At 54.4% G+C, this 21,714-nt stretch carries 13 protein-coding genes; 2 read left to right on the top strand and 11 right to left on the bottom strand.

Annotated elements, in window-relative coordinates; genetic code table 11:
* Both GOW16_RS21540 and GOW16_RS23120 read left to right on the top strand, forming a co-directional pair.
* On the top strand, positions 1-3,692 hold a 3,692-nt coding region (locus GOW16_RS21540), incomplete at its 5' end, for a DUF4214 domain-containing protein (protein ID WP_217354710.1).
* Between the two features lie 363 nt (positions 3,693-4,055).
* Positions 4,056-4,235, top strand: coding sequence for a transposase (locus GOW16_RS23120; protein ID WP_368039951.1), 180 nt, complete (start codon positions 4,056-4,058; stop codon positions 4,233-4,235).
* Here GOW16_RS23120 and GOW16_RS21535 read toward each other — a convergent pair.
* The 11 genes from GOW16_RS21535 to GOW16_RS21485 form a co-directional block, all read right to left on the bottom strand.
* On the bottom strand, positions 4,230-5,927 hold the full coding sequence (locus GOW16_RS21535) for a S1 family peptidase (RefSeq protein ID WP_170419473.1): 1,698 nt from the start codon (positions 5,925-5,927) through the stop codon (positions 4,230-4,232). The genes GOW16_RS23120 and GOW16_RS21535 overlap by 6 nt on opposite strands.
* Positions 5,928-6,857 carry a hypothetical protein gene (locus GOW16_RS21530; protein WP_170419471.1) on the bottom strand — a complete coding sequence of 310 codons (930 nt, stop codon included), beginning with the start codon at positions 6,855-6,857 and terminating at the stop codon, positions 5,928-5,930.
* A 242-nt stretch (positions 6,858-7,099) separates the two neighbouring features.
* A complete protein-coding gene (locus GOW16_RS21525; protein ID WP_170419470.1) occupies positions 7,100-7,567 on the bottom strand; it encodes a TIR domain-containing protein in 468 nt (155 codons plus the stop codon).
* Positions 7,567-8,160 (bottom strand): 7-cyano-7-deazaguanine synthase, encoded by a 594-nt coding sequence (locus GOW16_RS21520; protein ID WP_170419468.1) that lies wholly within the window; start codon positions 8,158-8,160, stop codon positions 7,567-7,569. Before GOW16_RS21520 ends, GOW16_RS21525 begins: the two co-directional genes overlap by 1 nt.
* Positions 8,157-8,867 carry an 8-oxoguanine DNA glycosylase gene (locus GOW16_RS21515; protein WP_170419466.1) on the bottom strand — a complete coding sequence of 237 codons (711 nt, stop codon included), beginning with the start codon at positions 8,865-8,867 and terminating at the stop codon, positions 8,157-8,159. Before GOW16_RS21515 ends, GOW16_RS21520 begins: the two co-directional genes overlap by 4 nt.
* Entirely contained in the window at positions 8,864-10,354 is a 1,491-nt protein-coding gene (locus GOW16_RS21510) for a toll/interleukin-1 receptor domain-containing protein (RefSeq protein ID WP_170419464.1), read from the bottom strand. Before GOW16_RS21510 ends, GOW16_RS21515 begins: the two co-directional genes overlap by 4 nt.
* Positions 10,355-10,444: 90 nt before the next feature.
* Positions 10,445-11,599 (bottom strand): carbohydrate kinase family protein, encoded by a 1,155-nt coding sequence (locus GOW16_RS21505; RefSeq protein ID WP_170419462.1) that lies wholly within the window; start codon positions 11,597-11,599, stop codon positions 10,445-10,447.
* Between the two features lie 234 nt (positions 11,600-11,833).
* Positions 11,834-12,067: a hypothetical protein gene (locus tag GOW16_RS21500; RefSeq protein ID WP_170419460.1), complete on the bottom strand. Its 234-nt coding sequence runs from the start codon at positions 12,065-12,067 to the stop codon at positions 11,834-11,836.
* Between the two features lie 474 nt (positions 12,068-12,541).
* A complete protein-coding gene (locus GOW16_RS21495) occupies positions 12,542-13,231 on the bottom strand; it encodes a c-type cytochrome (RefSeq protein WP_254429870.1) in 690 nt (229 codons plus the stop codon).
* A gap of 170 nt (positions 13,232-13,401) precedes the next feature.
* Complete coding sequence (locus GOW16_RS21490) at positions 13,402-13,938, bottom strand: hypothetical protein (RefSeq protein ID WP_170419456.1); 537 nt, start codon at positions 13,936-13,938, stop codon at positions 13,402-13,404.
* Between the two features lie 439 nt (positions 13,939-14,377).
* Complete coding sequence (locus tag GOW16_RS21485; protein ID WP_170419454.1) at positions 14,378-21,598, bottom strand: hypothetical protein; 7,221 nt, start codon at positions 21,596-21,598, stop codon at positions 14,378-14,380.
* Positions 21,599-21,714: the final 116 nt, after the last annotated feature.

The following is a 21,714-nucleotide window of genomic DNA, read 5'->3' as shown; positions in this document are numbered from 1 at the left end:
TCCAGAATGGCGAATTGAATATCGAAAGCCTGGCCAATGAGCTGCTGCAGTCGGACGAGTTCAAGGCGCGCTACCCGGAAATCACCAATGCGGCCTTTATCGATCAGGCTTACGTCAATGCGTTGGGCCGGGGTGCCAGCCTGGAGGAGTTTGCACAAGGATTGTCGCAACTGTCCGACGGCACAATCAGCCGGGCCGCTTTTGCAGCTAACCTGTCGGAAAGCTCGGAGCACATCGTGGCCGGCAACGGCCATATGTCGACCAACAACTTTGATGTGGTTCTGAACGAGGTACAGGCGGAACGCTCCCTCGACAAAAGTTATGTTCTGGATGTCGTCCGGAAACTGTTGGGATCTCTCTACGATCGAGACTTCTCGGACGAGCAGCTCGACCTGATCGCAAAAGACGCCATTGACGGCACGCAGTCTCTGCTCGGCCTCGCGACAGAGCTGGCCAAGGATACTGTATTTCCAGACCCGGATCCGGCGACGGATCTTGCTGAGGTCAGCGACGCTGATTTTGTGCGACGCGTCTACCAGAATGCCTTTGGCAAGGAGCCGTCAAATTCGGACCTGTTGCTCTGGCAGGGCCATCTGCAGGACGGTCACGTAACACGCGGCGAACTTTTGCTGTTGATTGCCCGCAGTGTCGAGTTCGAGACCAACGGGACCCAACAGTTTGGTGATCGCAATACGGTCACTATTACCGGCGCGGATTCCAAAGACTATTTCGTTGGTTCTCAGGAGGTCGACGAGGTCATTGGCGACGCAAGGGACAACCGCCTTGATGGCACAACCTCAGACCGGCGGCTCGAGCTGTCCGGCGGGGACGGCAATGATGCCGTCTGGGGCGGCAGTAACCACGACGTGCTTAAGGGTGGGAACGGAACCGATTACATTCTTGGCGGTGACGGGAATGATGTCCTGATCGGAGGCGCTGGTGCGGATGATCTGCAGGGTGGCGCGGGTGATGATGTTTTGTTCGTTGACAAGGACGATCTGACGACCGGCCATGTGAATGGCGGTGACGGGATCGACACGATCCGGGTGACAGGAAGCGAACCCGTGACGCTGGAGCTGAAAGAGCATGATGTTGAGGCCGCCTATGGTGGTGATGGTGCGGACACGATCACTGCGGGGGCCGGATCCGGAAACGTGTTTATTTCTGCCGGGAAAGGCAACGACACTGTGACCGGCGGGGCCGGAAACGATACGCTCCATGGCGATATAGGAAACGATACGCTCCACGGGGGCGACGGTCAGGACTTCATGACAGGCGGCTCAGGCGACGACACCTTACGTGGAGGTGCCGGTCACGATGTTCTGCTTGGCGGCCATGGCGATGACGTCTTGTGGGGAAATGACGGCAACGACATTCTTGAGGGCGGAGAAAGCGACACGTGGAATGCCCTGCATGGGGAGGAAGGTGACGATACCTATATCTTCTCGCGCGCGTCCGGAAACACTTACATTGACGAATACACCGCCAGTTCAACGGCTGACCGTATCCAGTTCAAAGACATGTCCATCTGGGATTTTACGGCCCATTGGTCCAATGGGTTCGTCAAGATCGAGGCGACAGACGTTGAGGATCTGGACGAGCTTCACATCTACAATGCACACACGATCGAGCTCTTTGAGTTTGAAAAGGACAATCTGAGCTTTTCCGGTTGGTTTGTGGGCGCGTCAGAAGTGTCGGATGACGTCATCAACGACACCAGTCAGGGCAATGGGCTTATCCTGGCCGGATCTGGCAATGACATTGTTCATGGCAATGACGGGGACGACCACCTTCGCGGCGAACACGGTGATGACAAGCTGTATGGTGGTGACGGAAACGATGGTGTTTATGGGAGTGAGGGCGACGATCAGCTGTTTGGCGGAAATGGCAACGATTGGCTCGACGGAGGCTCGGCAGACACCTGGGATGTGCTCTACGGCGGCGCGGGTGATGACACCTATGTTGTTGGCAGTTGGTCGAAAAATGTTGCCATCGACGAAGAGGATGCCTCCTCTTCTGGCGACCTGATCCTCTTCAAAGGTATTGGGATCTGGGACTTGCAGGCGCGCTGGGGCAGTTACGAAGGCAAGACTTATCTGGAACTGTCAGAGAAGGACGGGGATCTCTTCCACATCTACAACGCCGACAAAATTGAACGATGGGAGTTTGAGCAGGACGGTTGGAATTTTGCGGGAGTCTTCATTGGCGGCGAGGGTGTCTCTGATGACGTGATCACCGATACCAGCCCGGGCAACGGGCTGGTCATTGCCGGGGCCGGTAATGACGTGGTTCATGGCAATGAGGGGCGCGACTTTTTGCGGGGCGACGATGGCGATGACAAGCTGTACGGCGGTGATGGCGATGACTCGCTGTTTGGCGGATCCGGGGCGGATGAGCTTTGGGGCGGCAACGGCGCAGACGTGTTGGAAGGAAGTGCAGGAAGCAGCACAGGCTGGGATGCGCTACACGGCGGTGATGGCGACGATACCTACGTCTTCACCAAAGCCTCGGGGGATACGTATCTCGACGAGATGTCTTCCAGTTCAACAGGTGACAGGATCCTGTTCCGCGACCTGTCGATCTGGGATATCTCGGCCAAATGGTCCAGTGGGAACTCCCGAATAGAACTGACGCATTTGGCGGATCAGGACGAACTCCATATCTACAACGCAAACCAGATCGAGCGTTGGGAATTCGGGAGCGACAACCTGGTGTTCTCCGGGTTGTTCCTAGGGCAGACAGCCACATCCGATGATGAAATCAATGACACCAGCTCCGGGAATGGCCTGGTTTTTGCAGGCGGCGGTAACGACATCGTCCACGGCAATGCAGGCAATGACCATCTGCGGGGCGAAGGTGGCAACGATACGCTTTATGGCGGCGATGGCAACGACGGTGTTTACGGCAGCGAAGGGGATGACCGCCTGTTTGGTAACAGCGGCGATGACTGGCTCAATGGGGGCAGCGCCGATGGCTGGGATTCCCTCTATGGGGGTGCGGGCAATGACACGTATGTCATATCCGCCGAGTCCGGGAACGTTCTTGTTGACGAGCAGCAGTCGACGTCCAATGCTGACAGGATTCTCTTCCAGGGTATCTCTCTCATTGATCTTTCGGGCCATTGGCACCAATCGGAAGACGGGACACGCCGACTGGAATTGACCGACAGCGATGGCGACGAGTTCCACATCTACAGCGCCGACAAAATCGAGCTGTTTGATTTTGAATCCAATGGGCCGGTGTTTCAGGGCCTGTTTGTGGGAGAAGCGGGAGATTCAGACGACAGCATAAGCGACACCAGCAACGGGAACGGGTTGATCCTTGCCGGAGGTGGCAATGATATCGTTCACGGAAACCATGGCAGCGACTTCCTGCATGGCGGCAGCGGCAATGATACCCTCCATGGCGATGATGGTGACGATGGCCTTTTTGGGGGCAGCGGCGACGACGTCCTGACCGGCGGAACCGGTGCAGATGAGTTCATCTTCCACGCATCTGTCAGCCAGGGCGCGGACCGCATCACGGACTTTGAGCTTGGTGTGGATTTGATTGAACTGCGGGGCGCCACATTCTCGGATCTCAGCTTTGTCGATACAGGCTCTGGTACGCGGGTCGAGTGGACCAACGGTTCCGTTGAAGTTGAGGGGATAAGTATCGCCTCTCTGACGGAAGACCAGTTTACGTTCCTTTGATCCCGGCCGACACTTTTTGGGACGAAGCCCGTGCAAGCAGCGTTGCTTCGCGGCACATTCTCTGACGTATCGCAACCGATTGGAGTCCGATACGTCAGGACCGGCACCAAACCAGCGATCAACGCAGTTTTTAAGCTCAGTGACTGGAGATGCGTTCGCTCAACTTACGAACTGATCAACGTCTCATGGACCTCGCAAGAACTTGGGATCACCGAGCTCCGAATTAATGTTCACAAATGTTCCATAATTTGTCCGATTTTGCGGCCTCGGGCCAGCTGGGCCCTATAGGCTTGTGACCACTGACCTGAGCCCCTGAATCTCCTCCAGCTTTGTGTAGAGTCCGGCCAACTGAAGGACGGACAAATGAAGACGAGATTCACCGACGAACAGATCATTCAGATGATCAAGGAACAGGAAGCTGGCGAGAAGACGGTTGACGTGTGCATGGTGCTGTGGTCACGGGGTTGGCCCCACGGCCAATGCAATCATTGCAGTGTTGCGGACCGTAGAGAACACTCATATCAAGCAGCGTTACGGCTATGAAGCCTGCTCAGCTGTGCTAGATCGAGTTCGCCCTTGTTCGAAGTCCGCTCGAAAGGCGTTTAAGATCGCGACTATCCAAATAGCCTCGTTTGCAGCATGAAAGCCTGGTTCACCATCGATACGTTCCATTTGTTCGCTGCCCGCATGATGCAGCCCAATCATCTTAAGTTTGGCATTCAACGCAACACCACCTGAGCTACCTTTAATAGTACCTGTCGTGTAATGCAGCCGCCCCGGCAAAAGTGTATCAGCGCCCCGTGTGTCTCCATCGTGCATCAAGAGATCTGTATTCTGAAACGAGTAGGAAGGCTCATCGGGGTTCGGATGTGAAATAACGAATACTTCTGCCGGGGGATCCTGAGGTGCTGGCGGTAAGTACTTAATCAGCTCAAAATTAGACGTTTCGATGGGCAGTGTATCCTTGAACGAAAACAAGCAGGCGTCGTGATGTCGGAAAGGGGATGACCATATTACCTCATCGATTTCATAATCCTGCTTAGGATTGTCTGACAAGGTAAACCGGACTGCAGCATCTTGTGGGCGAAGTGGTCGTAAAGTTTCATATTCCTGCGGATATTCGCTTACCACGTGGTCATTGGTAAGCCCTAAAAGCGTACCCTCGAGCTGAGGTGCGAGATCGCCTCCATTCACTATGCAACACGTCCCGCGCACCTCACCAGAATGCAGATCTACAACTGAAACTATACTGTTGCCCATCTCTAGAAACTTTAGCATCCACCCGCGACCACGTAACAACGCATTCGAGAACTGAGCCTCGAGATCGCTCTCGTCGGTTTGACGTTGACGCCTGATATCACTAGCATCCATATGAACTTCGCCATTCGCCTGAATTAGAACTGTTCGTTCAAGGCCGGTCACAAGCAGCTTCGCTTCTTCCGTCGAGCGCGGCAGCGCCCAAACCGTTTTAAATTGCCGCAGCGTCGAACTGAGTTTGAAAACATCTACGTCCTTCGTCGCTAACATTGCATTGACCGCATCAGAGGCTCCGCTCCAGTCTTCTCGGCTAATCCGGGCCTCTGCGAGAGATGACCAAACATAGAATCCACGATCTTCCTCAGGCAGTCTCGATGTGCTTTCTTCAATTTCGTCTGCAAGCGCGTCGAGGTCCAACTCAAACGGCAATTCGAACCCTTCGATCCTTGCACGTGTACCCACTGCGAGCAGATTGCCAATCAGCCAGTTGCGTTTTTCTGCGGCACCGGTGCAGCCTTCTTTGTATCTCTGAAGGGACTTTTCCAAATGCAGCTTGGCTGCAACGCGATTTCCTTTCAGTGCGTTTAAAAAGAGGTCCTTATGCGCTCTGCCAGAAATACCCTTAGCCTCTGCAAATAGGTCTGGATCATCTGCAAATTCAATTCCCAAAACGTCAAGGAGCGCGATCCCAGAACCATACCTGCCTAGTTCAATGGACACTTGTGCCAAATCGAGCCGGTTCTTGCTTGATAATCGATTGGCAACGTTCATGCTTTCTAGAAAAGCATCTACTTCTTCAAAAAACCGCTCCTTCATAGAGACACTGACAACCATCTGTAGATCATCATCACTCAGCGCATCATCTTCTTGCTCCAGTAGTCGATGGGTTAAGCTACGAAGCGACTTGGCTGAAGCTGAACGTAGGCCATCCTGTGCCCGTTCTATGAATTGTAAGACTTCATCGTCGAGATGAGACATCTAGAGAAGCTCCCGCAACACATCACGCATTGTCTTCTTGGGCGCATACTTCGTGAATGAGTGGGTCCAGAGCCCACCATTGTTTTGTCGAACGTCCTCGACGACTTCGCCGCCGCTTTTTAAATAGTCGTCGCGTAATTTCGGATCAGCACGCGCGACAATATCCAGGGGATCAAAAATGTTTACCCAGCGAAGATCGATTTTTTCGTAGGCATAACCATCTTGGCGAGTGTAGCCTGGCTTCAAATGTGTCTGTACTTCTGACAACCCCAAGGGGGACCCGACTGTCATCAGATGCTTGATCTGGGGACAATCTGGCACGTTCTTTAGGCAGTCATATGCGATCACGGTTCCCATAGAGTGGGTGATTAGAATAATTGGCCCGCGAGTTTCAGCGGCTTTCAGCTCGTCAACGAATCTACGGCGGATTACATCTCGAACTTTGTATGTCTCGCCTGGGCGCGGTGAATGAGCTACGTTGTAAAGGTAATGATGCGTGTCTCTAACAGCCGCACGCATCAACGGTTTTTTTAGGAACCAGGGCAACGGAATTGCTTCTGCTTCGATTCCAGAAAGATCCGATGGCAGTGGCAGCCTCTCGCTATCAAGCAGGTCTTCTGGGGCAACATTCATGTTTTCCGCAAATGTGCGTAAGAACGCGTCATCTACCTCACCCAAATCAGGACCCCCGCTTAAAAGAGCCCCCGTGCTTTCCAATGACAACTCAGAACTTTCAGCAATTGACGCCAAACCTAAAGGTGCCGCGTACATGATATCCGCCCAGTGCACTGATTTAAGGTGTGCACTGGTTTTAAGGTCAATACCTTCATTTCCGGCGTAATCTGTGGCAAGTGCACTGTACCAGTGATGGATCAGAACGTCTTTTTCTGGCATGTTTGAAATGCCATGCACAAAGATAACTGTCGTCATGTGTCCCTACCGACTTATTAAATGGGTTTCAGTTTGAAACGCATATTCGGGAGCGATTTGAGGCCCAATATGTAGCTGAATATGAATTTTGACGAGTAGTTTGACTGAAAACGAAAAGCTTTCAAGGGAAGTAAACAAGCGAAAGACATTCTAGACACGACGGTTACAACCTCGCAAAAACGCCTCAGAAGCAAACGAAAAGATCAACACTGAACACGTAGTAGAAGTAGTCCATCAACGTCTTACCTCAATTCATTTGGCAGGTCTGACCAAGTGACTGTTTTTAGATTATTTTTCGAAACCCATTCAGGCATCTTAGCAGGTTTTCCATCTTTAGTGTGAGTAGCAATAACTGTCTTGCCAAGAGAGAGGCTTTTCTCCACCTCCCACTTCACCCATTGGCTCTGAGCAGTGTTGTCTGAGAGATGGACAACACAGACTGAGCTGCGTTCGATACGCTCCGTGATTTTCTGCCGAATGTACTCGGCTCGCTCACTATCGTAAGGAACTCGAACAGAGTGATCATTGAACTCAATGTCGCTATTGTCATTTTTGGCATTTGCCCTAAGCAAATTCACTTCATCCAAATCTTCAGTAGCAAAGCTGATGAATACGTTCCGTTTTCCGCCCTGTAGGGAGCGTTTGGCCTTCTCTTCGAGAGCACTGATGTTGCCTAGTGTGTTCCAACCGCCGCCGCTGCCTCCGCCCATCATGATCCCCCTTCAAATTTGAACTCATTGCAGGCAATGCACTCCCCACACGGCTCTAGATTTCCGGCGTGGCATGAGTAAGTGTCTCTTATGCCTTTTTGACGAGCAAGTTCGACGACTTCTATTTTGTGAAACATTGAAAGCGGGGCGAGAACTTTTATGTCGCGCCCCATGCAGCATCGTAACATGTTTTCAGCTTCACTCAGAAATCTTGCTGTTTGATCTGGAAATAAGCTGGTATCCTCATGCAACAAACCGATTGAAACTCCATCTGCTGAGACCTGACTCGCGTAGGCCGCTGCTGTTAGCAGAAACAACATATTCCTACCCGGCGTAAATGCATCATCAGCGATGTGGAGGCTTTTGTCTGTTAAACCCGAACGGATGAGCTCACCATACCCACCAAGATTGGCGACATTCGGTTTTGGGAGGCTCAAATCTGACATAGCATTGATACATGCCTGAAGTTCGAGATCGCGGGATATTTGGCCATAGTCAACAAAGAGCGGAAACTGTTGAACACCTTCTTCATCCGCCAATTTTGCCATAAGCGTTGAGTCCAACCCCCCAGATACTAGGCTGACGATACTCATGCTGCTAAGAGCTCCTTTTCCATATTCTTTAAGACCCGCATTACTACCCAAATCGCCCAGTCGAGAAGTCCAACTTTGACGCCCATTCCTAAAGCGTGTGCAGTCATTACAGCCTCATGCTTTCGATATGTTCGTAATGTAGAGATTGAGCCGTTGTTAGGGTCATAGATTTCCATAATCTTCATATAGTCCACTACATGTCTATCAATGATCGCGAGGTCAAAACTGTGGTATATGTTACGAAGAAACATACTTGCCTGTTTCGGCCCAATGCCCGGTGCATGGGTAACCAGCCAGTTTCGAGCTTCTTCTGGTTCACTGATAGTAGTTAACAATTCACTGAGATTTTCTGCTTCTAAATGCACGCGAGCCGCAAGCTTTGAGAGCTGATCAGCCCGTTTGTTCGGGAAGCGGTACCTCTTCCATTGATCACCTACTCGGAGCGGCTTCTTCAAGAGCACCAATAGCTTTTGGAACAACTCGTCTTCATGTCGATTGCCGCTCAGCAAGACACCGGATTCGGCGATACTATCAGCAGCTGAAACGGCTAGATCATACCGAACTTGGCTACTCAAAATGCAGCAAGAAAGCTCATACCACAATCCTGCTTCATCCAGTTGCGAATTGCGAGCCGCGATCTGTTTCTCAATATCGGTATGTACTGCTTGAACCGCAGCAACAATTCTATTTTGGTGGGGGCTCATCATCGAAATAGTCCTGGGATTTTAGTTTTGGATTGGCTCACCTTCTCTTCACCCAGCACGCGTTCTGCAAAGACTTCTAACCTTCCATCATCTGTATGTATTCTTAGCCCGTTTAAGAAATTTGCATAAAAATCCAAATTGTGTAGACCAACCTTCCCTGAAATTCCTATATCTTCGTCACCTGCCGAACGAATTGCATCTTGAGTGATCTTTGAATCTGCCATCAAGCCCTGGTATTCAAAAAAATCAAAATGCTGCGTATGGTGAAGCGTCCGAGCTTTCGCATCTACAACATACCTACACCACTCGAGCCCGTCAAAACTGTCCGCGCCTGCGGCGGTATATATCACAATGCTGATAGGGTTTCCGGTTCCCAGAACGTGAATCGGTTGGTAGAAAGGAAGCGTCTGAAGTTCTTTCCGGATGCTGCCCAGCGTGGTTGCGCATTCAAAAATGCCAGGGCCAAGCTCTCTCTCAGGCACAGCAATCATCGGAGGTTGTAGCTCTTCAGCAATTTGTTTGACAACCTTTGGCAGGTCTTGAAGGTCGTGCCCGTAACCACTTTTCGCCTTTGGAGAGTGAACAATCGGAATAATGGGTGCCGAGGTTAGTTTTTGATCAAGCTTTGACTGTTCGATGATCTTCGCCGCAGACGAATACATACTTCGCTGCGGGGGCTCATGCGAAGTTGGTTCCGAATAGTCGAAGGAAAGTACCCAGTTGTGAGGAATACTCGATAAAGCCTCACTAAAATCAGAACGGCACCACGTTTTGTCATCGAGTCTTACTGCTTCGTAATTTCCTGAGTCCACCATCACGAATCCACCACGCTTGGAGAATTCCCTGATCCGGTTCCTCAGTTTGCGGAGCTCTTTCTTATCTTTGCCTCTTGGATAGTTTCTATCGACGAGATCGTATGCAGAAACCAGAACTGTTTGGCACCTAGTCTCGTCTTTGGGGGCGGTAGCTCCAGTTCCAAAAAGGGTTAACAGCTCAACCGCCTCAAATGGGTCCAGCCGGGTCTCGTAGGTTGAAGTCGAATGGAACAATACTGGAAGTCGCACTAAGTTGTCTGCCAAGAGGGTTGTTCGTTCAGGTGGGCTTTTGGGAGCAACCACCTTTGAAATCTTCCTTTGCAATTGGCGAAGCCCAGGATGGTCTGCCTCGCCATTCCAACCTATTAGATCAACTGTGCTCCACTCTGCATAATAGTCTGGAGCCTCGCATTCTTCTATGCGAGCCGGGATAAGCGCGGCGCCAGCCTTTTGTGCGATTTCAAGCTCGCTGTAGACTCGATTACTAGATCTGGCAGCTGCCGACCATATCGGTAAGACACATGGTGCTTTCTTAACTTCAGGAGGTATCACTTCTTGGAATCTGCCCGCTGCATCGTCATCCCACCAGACCGTCCAACGTTGCCTTAGAATTTTCACAAGTTCCTCAACCAGCGAGAAATCAGTGCTGGAGTAGATCAAACAAATATCGGCCAAATGTCACACCTTAATTCACTCGCCTTAGAGTTTAACAGCGTTTCTCAAAAAAACGCGAGAGCGTTCTTGCCTAGGTGGGTTACTATTTACTCAGACATTGCATGTAGACCAACATGCTTGATACAGGGCAGTTGCGAAGTCAGATGTGACATTCACGCCTTCGTCCACGAGCTTCAGCATCGATTGCCGGTCACTGATCTCCAATAGCAGCGTTACAAACCGGCCGTCGCTCACGGCTTTTATGCATCTTTGTATCGCAGGTTCTTCTAGTTGATCTGAAAGTACAAGAAGCGATCCCCAATCTTCGTCAAAACTTCGAGGTCCATCAATCAATGGGCAAACAACCTCCACCCCCAACTCCCTAAGGCGAAAACATGCCTCCTCCAGAGTATAGCGCCTACCAATTGTATCAACCTTCCCCTCAAGCCGAAGTGGCAGCGCATTAGGCTGCCCAACTGGTACCAATTTGACGTCACCAAAGTTTTGTTCTGGTAGACTCCGTGTGGCAACATAACGAGAAACATACTGTGAGGCTAAATCAGCGGCCTCGGGCGGTGGCCTTTGTTCTTCAGCCCAATAGTAGGCGAAAATGGCACTAAAAACGTCCCCAGTTCCAATTTTAAATACACTATCGGATCGGTAAGCCGGAATGGATCGCTCCGATCCGTTATCCTCAAAAACAACTGCACCGAATGGCCCTCTTTTTAGGACGACTACATTGGCAAAGTTTGTTAAAATAATCTCTCTACACGCCTCTACGGCGTTGAGTTTCGGAGCGATCGATATTGCCTCCGCTTCGTTTACAACAAGCGCAAGCTCCTTCGCTGTTGAACCGTTTTTGTGGAATGGAGCTAGATCATTGGAGGTCTGCGGATCATATACCGCTCGCTCAGCTTTCACAACGGCATCTCCATCCAAGAAACCGAAGCGCAATACTGCATTACCTTCCAGATGGATCGGATCGTTTTGGAATATTTTGGCTGGCGCTGGTTCAATGTGAGGCGTCGAAAGAGGGTGGAAGTATGCAAACACTACCCCATTTCGGCAAGGCGATTGACGAACTTTTAATCCCAGCGACCGAAGCCTCTCTATACCTGGCTGTTTGTCATTATTCGCATATGTATGGAACACACTTCCCGGTGAGAGCGTAGAAATCGCAGCGGCCGCCCTCCCTCCAGATCCGAATTCCTCGTGCCAACTTGGAATAACGCAGATTTCTGTATAGAGGCCTCCTACGATCTGCATTTAAATGGTCCCGTTTTCATCCATCCTCGGCGTCAACGATTTCCTGAATCCAAGGTCTTGCCAAGACTTCTTTTATCAGATTCATATCAGGCTGAACCTTTTTAAAGCACTTGTTGACGATCCTCCAAGTAGTTCCTGCCGGAGCGCTGGTTTCGACAACGACAACCACTCTAGTTTTGGGATCGGCATTAGAAACGTAAACTCCTGATGTAGCAGACAAAAATACTCAACGCTTCAGGCGTTGGTAGTTGCCAGCACTAACTGCGAGAACCACAGCCCGGACGGGATGCCTAAACTCGACGAGTACTGCTTAGTGTCCGCTTTTTCCGGCTTGTCGATACTCCGTTGCACCCGCAGCGAAATTCCGCTTTCCGCCCGATTCATTAGAATAACAACGCGTTCTTGCGCAAATAGAAAAGGCGCAGCCTGCTCCGCTGCACTTGTTTTGAGGCAGCGGGATTTGGACAAGCCAAACGCCCCTGGCCATCAGGGGTAAGGCGCTGCCTTCCCCCTCGGGCAACCCTATTAGACAACACCGTGTCCTCGGCTACGCCTGCGGGCCGCACCACTATTGTCAAATAGCATTGCCTCGCCCCCATCCGCGTTCGCCACGTGGCAGATCAGCAGGAACAGGCGCCTTCGGCGTCTGATCTGCAAATCAGCCCTGATTTTCCCAAAAGGAAGTTAGGATCAATGAAATCAGTCTGGGTGCTGGATGAAGGAAGTAAGGCGAAAATGGCAATGTTCTGTCGCTGGTGGCAGAACTATGTGTCGCCTGACAAAGAGTGTGGAACGTCACTGATATTTGACTCAGTCGACAGTCAAAACCTCAATAAACAGGTCAATCACGTCATTCAATTTTGACCCAAACTTCAAGCATTTCTGACCCAAAAAGAATTGCATCCAACACCTGAATTTCGCAGTGAGTCATTTGAACGACCCTTAACCCCCATTTGGGATAGGCGGCAGCTGACGCAAATATAAAACAACTGCATCCAAGTCGTTTTCTGACATCGCAGCATAGTGGTGGTATCCCATGGGCGGAAGCATCTTGGACCCATCAGGACGAATACCTTCAACTATCATGACTTGTATTTCTTCGTCAGTGTAACCGGCAAGACCATCTTCGTGGGTTGTCAGGTTGGAAGACACGGACGTACCCCATGGCCCGTGAAATTCAAACCCTCCCGCACCGAGATGCGTTTTGAACATAGGACCCTTTTCACCCATGGGTGTATGGCATTCGATGCAATGCGCAACCGGACCTGCGAGATACTCGCCGTATTCAACACTGACGGCTACCGGAGGCGCCGTGACGCTTTCGACCGGCGGCCCATAGGCAGAAGGAAGCGGGATGTTATACGTCGAAAACGGTGTTTCCCTTTTGCTGGCTGGCAGCGTTCGCAGAAAAGCAACAATGGAATAGAGGTCGTCGTCGGAAAGCCCCCTATAGAGGGTCATCGGCATAGGTGGCCCGATCACAGAACCATCAGGTCGAATTCCCTCTCGGATCGCCGTTGCAAGCTCCTCATCAGTCCAGTCGGCAACGCGACCACCCGGTGTGATATTTACGGCCCAAGCTTCGAAAGCGGAGTTCTTTTCAACCATGAACCCGCCCAATTCATTTTCCATGTCAGGTCCATTAGGGGTTTGTGGAGTGTGGCAGTTTCCACATCCTGCCGGTCCTCTTACGAGGTATTCTCCTCGTTCGACAGACGGCTCCGCACTAACGCAAAACGCAGCTGCAACCATCGCAGCAGTAACAAGTCCCAGACGCATCATTCCTCACCAATAAACTTAGGTCATTCAATACCGATGTATGTCACTGCCCAGACCTGCAGATTGCCCAGTTCCTCCGCTAGCGCGGGGTCTTCGACCACCGGAAAGATCACCACGGCCGGACCAAAGCCACCAAGTGCCAGCGGTTTCTGGTCGGCATGGGTGGCCAATATAGGATCGAACCGCTCAATCTGTTCCCAGTTGATCTCAGCGCGGTAACCGTCAAGCGCGATGGGAACGGCAGTCTTGCCGGTGGCTCCGGCCTGCGCCATCACATCAGCTAGACGTGGACCGGTCATGGCGCGGTTGGTCTCCTGGCCCGGCGGGCCAAAGGGCACGGTCAGTTCCTTCTGCTCCAGCAAGCCCAGTGTAGTAGCGTCAAAGCCCATGCCGTCGGTGTAGGTGATCTCAAGATAGCCGAAGAAGCCGCCATCTTCTTCCCCGCGTGCAGGCAAGTTGGACGTCCCCAGGTTGCCACCTAACGTCACTAGAGTCGGTCCCTGTGCCTTGGCCATCAATGGCAAACATAGCGCTAGGGCTAGAATGATCGTGCGTTTCATAAACCGTTGTTTCCTAAGTAAGTTGCACACAATAATACTCTGCTAATCAAACGTGTCGTTGACTGTAAATCTCAATCTTGGATTGGCCGTTGGCCGCCGATACTGATCGGTTTCCACCAGCCAAGCCTCAGGCCACAAATTAAACGGCAAGCGATCAAGACAAACCACGGAGCGTCTTGGTTCCAATACGATGCAAAAATTGCGAGCGGTAGATGAGCATTAGGTCACCAAAGGCTTCCAAAATCTTGGGCAACTGCGATTGGTACAGCGGAGGAGACTGAGAGCTTAACGTCTCCCCTGCACTAGTCTTAAACGTGATCAAGTTCGAGCCGCCAGTTCGCGAAGCTTAGTTAGGTCGGTTTGGAATCCCGACCCAGATGTTCCAATCGCATTACTCCTTATTCTCCATATGGATGCACCCGGACCCATTGCTTCGCCTTCAGAATTTGAGTTCCATTTTGAGGTTTGCTGCGTTGATGTTTGTGTTTGAGGAGAAGCGGCCCTGGTAGCTTGCGGAAAGGTTGAAGCGATCGGAGCCGAACAATGTTGCGCCCAGTTCGATATCGCCGAACAACCGGTCCAGCTCTGTGGTGTTGGTGAAGCTGCCGGTTCCGGCCGGCGCGTCAGCGAAGCCGGCGGTGATGGTGTGGGTGTCATTGGCAAAGTAGGTTGCACCGACCTTGGCAAAGGCGCGCAGGGACCGGTCTCCGGGCATGTCGAACTCCCTGCCAATCTCTGCCGATGGCGAGATTGTGACGTAGGAACTGGTATCACCCGCGACACTCAGATTAGCCGCCCCGGCCCCGCTTTCCGTCACGCCCTCGCGATCCAGTGTGGTCCAGCCCAGATCCAGCATCGGCTTGAGGTAGAAGCTCTCAAACTCTTTCAGATAAGCCGCCCGCAGCTGTGCGGTGAAGAATTTGGTATCCGGATCCGAGCTGGCCGTGCCGGTGAAGCCGCCAAACCCGATCTGCCGGGTGACCGTATCATTGCTGATCCCGCCGCTCAGGCTGGCGGCCAGCAACAGGGGCCCGTCGACATATTTGACCGCGACACCGCCCTGGTAACGATCAAAGTCGCTGTCGGCGCCGTTGGAGGCACTGACATCACCGGTCTCATAGCCGATCCCACCGCCCACAAACCAGTTGGGGGCGACTTCAAACTGCGCCCCGCCCGACACGCCGGTCACGCTTTCGGTGAAGCCCACGGTTTCCGTCGTGCCGCTGTGGTCCAGGTAGCGGTATTGCGGTTGCAACCAGACACACGCGCCTTCGGCGATGGCCGCGAACGGGCCGGCCTGCTGTTCGCAGCTCAGCAGGCTGGCTGCAAAGGCTTGCGACGACAGCAGCGCACCGGTTTCCACGTTGCCATAGATCTCCGGGCTCAGTTGGTCGAGCGCGTCCGCGTAATCGGATGAGTTCGTGACCGCCAGCAGCCCGTTCAGCACAGGGGCAACGCCGCCGCTGCCCAGCATGAAGGCCTCGTTCAGCGCGGCACTGGTCCGGCTCTGGTTGGCATTCAGCCCCGCGATATCGGTGAAGTTCACCCCGAAGCTCAGCACGACATCCGTTGTATTCGGGAACAACAGAGACGCCTGCACGGCCGGTCCGAACCCCGTGAACCCTGCGAGTGTCAATCCGGAAGCCGTCGCGCCATCTGCAGCGGACACAAGGGTAAAGCTCTGCTGGCCCGGGCTCAGGGTCTCGACGGACAGCGGGGATTGCTGGTTGACCGCCACCTGCCCGGACAGTTCCGCCAATCCGGTAACGATCACCTGATCGGAGGTTCCGGCCACCAGGTCCACATCGATCGCAAGCGTGCCCGAGGCCTCCTGGCTCAGATCGCCTGTTATAGTGGTGGTCTGGATCACATTGTCGCCGCCGGGCGAGAACGTACCCTCATTCACCACAACGCCATCCCCAACGTTGATGCTGCTGCCTGCATCGAGGCGGCCACCGGAGAGGATGTTAACCCTGTTGCGCCCGTCCCCCAGATCGACATTGCCGGTGATCAGGCCCGCGGTGTTCACCACGTCATCCGCGTCGTCGCCCCGGACCGCCATGCCCGACAGCGCGGACACCGATCCCGTGGCCTCTACATTCAGCGTGTTGGTCTCCCCATCTCTTCCACCGAGCCACACCCCCGCACCCGTACCGGATCCGCCCTGCACACTGCCCCACAGCGTCACCTCGGCACCGCTGGCACCATCTGCATACACCCCATTCCTGTTCACGCCAGTTGCCGTGACATCACCCTGCGCGACGACGCTGGCCGCACCGCGAAAGGCCGTCGCAACGATCCCATTTCCAGTCGAGCCCGTCACGGGTCCCGTCGTCGTCACCGACACGTCACCATTGCCGAAGTTTACTGCGCCAATGCCTACTGTGTTTCCGCTGACCTTTGCGGCCGAGATCGTCAGATCCGTGCCTGCACTTAAGGATGAAGACAAGGCGACAATCCCACTTCCGCTAGATCCCGTGACAGCGCCCGTTGTCGTGATCGACAACCCGCCGCTGCCGGAGTTGTCCGCGGCAATCCCGTTATAACCGCCTGAGACCCCAGCCGCCGTGATCGTCAGGTCAGTGCCCGCAGAGGAGTTGGACGCCTCGATCCCATTACTGCTGGAACCTGTGACCGCCCCAGTGGTGGTTACCGACAAGGCTCCACTGCCGTCGTTTGTTGCGGAAATCCCACGGTCAGAGCCGGAAACCCCGACCGCCGTGATTGTCAGGTCGGTGCCCGAAGTGTTTTGTGCATAAATCCCCTCGCCACCTGTGCCTGTGACAGCGCCAGTCGATGATACCGTCAAAGCGCCAGCGCCATAGTTTATTGCACCAATTCCAGCTTGGCCCCCCGACACCGCCGCCGCGGTGATCGTGACATCGGTGCCCGCAGAAGTGTTTAACGCTTCAATCCCGTTACCGCTGGAACCCGTGACAGCTGCCGTGGACGTTACCGACAAAGCGCCAGTACCTTCGTTTGTTGCGGAAATCCCGTTATCACCGCCTGAGACCCCAGCCGCCGTGATAGTCAGGTCTGTGCCCTCAGAGGAGTTGTACGCCTCGATCCCATTGTCACTGGAACCCGTGACAGCCCCGGTGGTGGTCACCGACAAGGCTCCACTGCCGTCGTTCGTTGCGGAAATCCCATCGTTAGAGCCGGTAACCCCGACTGCCGTAATCGTCAGATCCGTGCCCGAAGTATTTCGCGCATAAATCCCCTCGCCACCTGAGCCTGTGACAGCGCCAGTCGATGCTACCGTCAAAGCGCCATTGCCTTGGTTTCGAGCCCAGATCCCTCTTTGGCCCCCCGACACCGCCGCCGCCGTGATCGTCAGGTCCGTGCCCGCAGAAGAATTAAGCGCCTCAATCCCAGTATCGCTAGATCCCGTGACATCCCCGGTGGTCGTCACCGACAACGCGCCATTGCCGAAGTTTACTGCGCCAATGCCTACTGTGTTTCCGCTGACCTTTGCGGCCGAGATCGTCAGATCCGTGCCCGAACGATTATTAAACACATTAATGCCATCACCCCTGGAGCCTGTGACAGCTGCCGTGGACGTTACCGACAAAGCGCCAGTACCTTCGTTTTCCGCGTAAATCCCTCTTTGGCCACCCGACACCGCCGCCGCCGTGATCGTCAGGTCCGTGCCCGCAGAAGAATTAAGCGCCTCAATCCCAGTATCGCTAGATCCCGTGACATCCCCGGTGGTCGTCACCGACAACGCGCCATTGCCGTAGTTTACTGCGCCAATGCCTACTGTGTTTCCGCTGACCTTTGCGGCCGAGATCGTCAGATCCGTGCCCGAAGTGTTCTGTGCGAAAATCCCATAGGCGTTCGTGCCTGTGACGTCACCGGTCGCTGCAACTGACAAGTCCCCGGAACCTAAGTTCCGCGCAACAATCCCACTTTGACCGCCCGACACCGCCGCCGCGGTGATCGTGACATCGGTGCCCGCAGAAGTGTTTAACGCTTCAATCCCATTACCGCTGGAACCCGTGACAGCTGCCGTGGACGTTACCGACAAAGCGCCAGTACCTTCGTTTTCCGCGTAAATCCCTCTTTGGCCACCCGACACCGCCGCCGCCGTGATCGTCAGGTCCGTGCCCGCGGAAGAACGGTTTTGAGCGAAAATCCCATCCCAGCTGGAACCCGTGACAGCTGCCGTGGTGGTTACCGACAAGGCTCCAGTTCCAAAGTTTGTTGCCAAAATCCCGTTACCACCGCCGCCTGAAACTGCTGCCGCCGTGATCGTGAGACTGTCGCCGGATGAATGGTTTATCGCAAATATTCCGTCGTAATTGGTGCCCGCGACATCGCCGGTCGCTGTCACCGACAAGTCCCCGGTTCCTAAGTTCCGTGCAACAATTCCAGTTCGACCACCCGACACCGCCGCCGTCGTGAGCGTCAGACCCGTGCCGTTAGATTGGTTCCATGCGAAAACCCCATAGCGATCCGTGCCCATGACGTCCCCGGTCGTTGTGACCGACAGCGCACCACTGCCGAAGTTTTTCGCATAGATTCCGTAATAACCGCCCGACACCGCCGCCGACGTGATCGTCAGATCCGTGCCATCAGAAGAGGTAAACGCATAAATCCCAGTAACGCTGGATCCCGTGACAGCGCCAGTCGTTGTCACTGTCACGGCACCAGTGCCTGCGCTTCGTGCGCTAATTCCGGAAGTACCGCCGTCAACCGCTGCCGCCATGATCGTCAGATCCGTGCCATCAGAGGAGTTGTACGCCTCGATCCCACTATCACCAGATCCCGTGACAGCGCCTGTGGACGTCACTAATAACGCGCCGGCACCATAGTTTATTGCGGAAATCCCATCGTCAGAGCCGGCAACCCCGACCGCCGTGATCGTCAGGCCCGTGCCCGAACTGTTCTGCGCGAAAATCCCATCGGCGTTCGTGCCTGTGACGTCTCCGGTGGACGTTACCGACAAATCCCCGGTACCTGAGCTCCGTGTAAGAATCCCATTTAGACCACCCGTGACCGCCGCTGTCGCGATCGTCAGATCCGTGCCACTGTTCGCTGCATTGACCCCATCGCCTCCCGAGCCCGTAACCGCCCCGGTGGACGTTACCGACAATGCGCCAGTACCTTCGTTTTTCGCGAAAATCCCATTATCACCGCCCGACACCGCCGCCGCGGTAATCGTGACATCGGTACCCGCAGAAGTGTTTTCCGCAAATATCCCGTTGTCATTGGTGGCCGTGACGTCACCGGTCGCTGTCACCGTCAAGTCCCCGGTTCCCAAGTTCCGTGCGCGAATTGCATCGGTGCCGCCCGTCACCGCCGCTGCCGTCGCGATCGTCAGATCCGTGCCCCTAAAGTTCGTCGCAATGATCCCATTGTTGTTCGTGCCCGTGACGACCCCGGTCGACGTCACCGACAGTGCACCCCGGCCACTGTTGAAGGCCGCAATCCCCGATTTGTTACCGCTGGCCTTTGCCGTCGAAATCGTCAGATTCTCGGACAATCGTAAATTAAGCACATATATCCCGTCGTCATTGATGCCCGTGACGTCGCCGGTCGCTGTCACCGACAGGTCCCCGGTTCCGTCGTTCCGTGCGCGAATTCCATCGGAGCCACCCGTCACCGCCGCCGCCGCGTTGATCGTAACGTCCGTGCCGAGAGGATTAAAGTTTCGCCCATGAATCCCACTGTATCTGGAGCCTGTGATCTCTCCGCTGGTTGTGATCGTCAACGCACCACGGCTGTAGTTTCTTGCGGAAACCCCCGATCTGTTTCCACTGACTTTTGCCGCCGTGATCGTGAGGTCATCGGCGACTCCAGAGTTTACCGCATATATCCCATCGTAAGTGGCGCCCGCTACATTACCGGTCGTTGTCACCGACAACTCCCCGCCACCGTCGTTCCGCGCAACAATCCCACTTTGGCCACCCGAAACAGCTGCCGCCGTGACCGTCAGGTCCGTGCCCGAATTCTTCTGCGCGAAAATCCCATCCCCGCTGGAACCCGTGACAGCTGCCGTGGACGTTACCGATAATGCGCCACTGCCGTTGTGTTGTGCGTTGATCCCGTTATCACCGCCTGAAACTGCTGCCGCCGTGATCGTGAGGTCGCCGCCGGATGAAGAATTATACGCAAACATCCCGTCGTCATTGGTGCCTGTGACATCGCCGGTCGCTGCAACCGACAAGTCCCCGGCACCTGAGTTCCGCGCAAGAATCCCATTTAGACCACCCGTGACAGCCGCTGTCGCGATCGTCAGATCCGTGCCGGTAGAACTGTTCCCTGCATTGACCCCATCGCCTCCCGAGCCCGTAACCGCCCCGGTGGTGGTTACCGACAATGCGCCTCTGCCGTCGTTATGTGCGTTAATCCCGTTATCGCCACCTGAGACAGCCGCAGCCGTGATCGTCATATCCGTACCATAGGGAGAGCTTGTCGCAAGTATCCCGTCGTCATTGGTGCCCGTGACAGTACCGGTGGAGGTCACCGTCGTCGCACCAAAGCCGAAATTGCCTGCTTGAATCCCGTTCCCGGTTCCGCTGACTGCCGCTGACGAGACCGTCAGATTGGTACCGAAAGTAGAGTTCAGTGCAACAATACCTGTTCCAGACAAACCAGTGACGTCGCCGGTGGACGTCACCGACAGCGCACCACTGCCATTGTTGTCGGCCAGAATCCCGTGACCGTCGCCGCCTGAAACTGCTGCCGCCGTGATCGTGAGATCGTTGCCGGATGAAAAATTACGCGCAAATATCCCGTCGTAATTGGTACCCGTGACACCGCCGGTCGCTGTCACCGACAAGTCCCCGGTTCCTGAGTTCCGTGCAACAATACCGCTTTGACCACCCGAAACAGCCGCCGCCGTGATCGTCAGATCCGTGCTGTTAGAACTGTTCGATGCATTGACCCCATCCCCGCTGGAACCTGTGACGGCTCCGGTGGACGTCACCGACAAGGCTCCGCTGCCGTCGTTTGTTGCGGATATCCCGGTATCACCGCCTGAAACTGCTGCCGCCATGATCGTGAAATCGTCGGCGTTAAGAGAATTTAATGCAGATATCCCGTCGTCATTGGTACCCGTGACATCGCCGGTCGCTGTCACCAACAAGTCCCCGGCTCCCAAGTTCCGTGCATGAATTCCATCCTCACCACCCGACACCGCCGCTGCCGAAATCGTCAGACCCGTGCCCGAAACGCTGTTGACCGCGCTTATTCCTTGAAATGCCACGCCAGTGACATCTCCGGCGGTGGTTATCGACACCAAACCAGTGCCCCCGTTTGTCGCAGAAATTCCGACGGCGGCGCCGGTGAAGGTCGAGGCATAGTCATCCGTGAAGGTGATTCCCGCATTCGAGTTCAGTCGCAGCGCGTTTCCGGTGGTAGTCACGATGCTGACCTGGTCCGTCGTGCTGACATCCAGCGCCTGCCCGGCAGGCGGGCTCAGATCCTGCGTGACCGTCGCGCTGCCGCTGCATTCAAACGTGCCTGACCCCGCCGGATTGGCAACACAGGCCGCAAGGGCCGCGCTCGACACCGACATCATCAGCGGACCCGCAACAACCAGAGTTCCGGCAAACTGCGGGGCATAGCTGGCGGCCACACCCGCCAGTTTGGTCATACGCCCACCGCGTATCATCCCCGAACGGAACTTCTCAAGAAAGGGATGGGATTTAATCATAGCTGCCCTCAAAACCTGTGTGCTGGCCTTGCCTCCCTCCGGCCAAACACTGGAAGGGAAGGTGCGGACTACACCCGCACGACCTCATTGAAACTGGTTTGCGCCAACCCTGCCTC

Origin of the sequence: Ruegeria atlantica, assembly GCF_013033965.1 — a bacterium.
GTDB classification, from domain to species: Bacteria; Pseudomonadota; Alphaproteobacteria; order Rhodobacterales; family Rhodobacteraceae; genus Ruegeria; species Ruegeria atlantica_D.
This window is presented reverse-complemented; position numbering and strand designations above follow the sequence as displayed.

Coding starts and splice junctions, on each gene's coding strand:
- GOW16_RS23120 (WP_368039951.1), top strand. CDS start 4,056: ATGAAGACGAGATTCACCGACGAACAGATCATTCAGATGATCAAGGAA.
- GOW16_RS21535 (WP_170419473.1), bottom strand. CDS start 5,927: ATGTCTCATCTCGACGATGAAGTCTTACAATTCATAGAACGGGCACAG.
- GOW16_RS21530 (WP_170419471.1), bottom strand. CDS start 6,857: ATGACGACAGTTATCTTTGTGCATGGCATTTCAAACATGCCAGAAAAA.
- GOW16_RS21525 (WP_170419470.1), bottom strand. CDS start 7,567: ATGGGCGGAGGCAGCGGCGGCGGTTGGAACACACTAGGCAACATCAGT.
- GOW16_RS21520 (WP_170419468.1), bottom strand. CDS start 8,160: ATGAGTATCGTCAGCCTAGTATCTGGGGGGTTGGACTCAACGCTTATG.
- GOW16_RS21515 (WP_170419466.1), bottom strand. CDS start 8,867: ATGATGAGCCCCCACCAAAATAGAATTGTTGCTGCGGTTCAAGCAGTA.
- GOW16_RS21505 (WP_170419462.1), bottom strand. CDS start 11,599: ATGCAGATCGTAGGAGGCCTCTATACAGAAATCTGCGTTATTCCAAGT.
- GOW16_RS21495 (WP_254429870.1), bottom strand. CDS start 13,231: ATGGAAAATGAATTGGGCGGGTTCATGGTTGAAAAGAACTCCGCTTTC.
- GOW16_RS21490 (WP_170419456.1), bottom strand. CDS start 13,938: ATGAAACGCACGATCATTCTAGCCCTAGCGCTATGTTTGCCATTGATG.
- GOW16_RS21485 (WP_170419454.1), bottom strand. CDS start 21,598: ATGATTAAATCCCATCCCTTTCTTGAGAAGTTCCGTTCGGGGATGATA.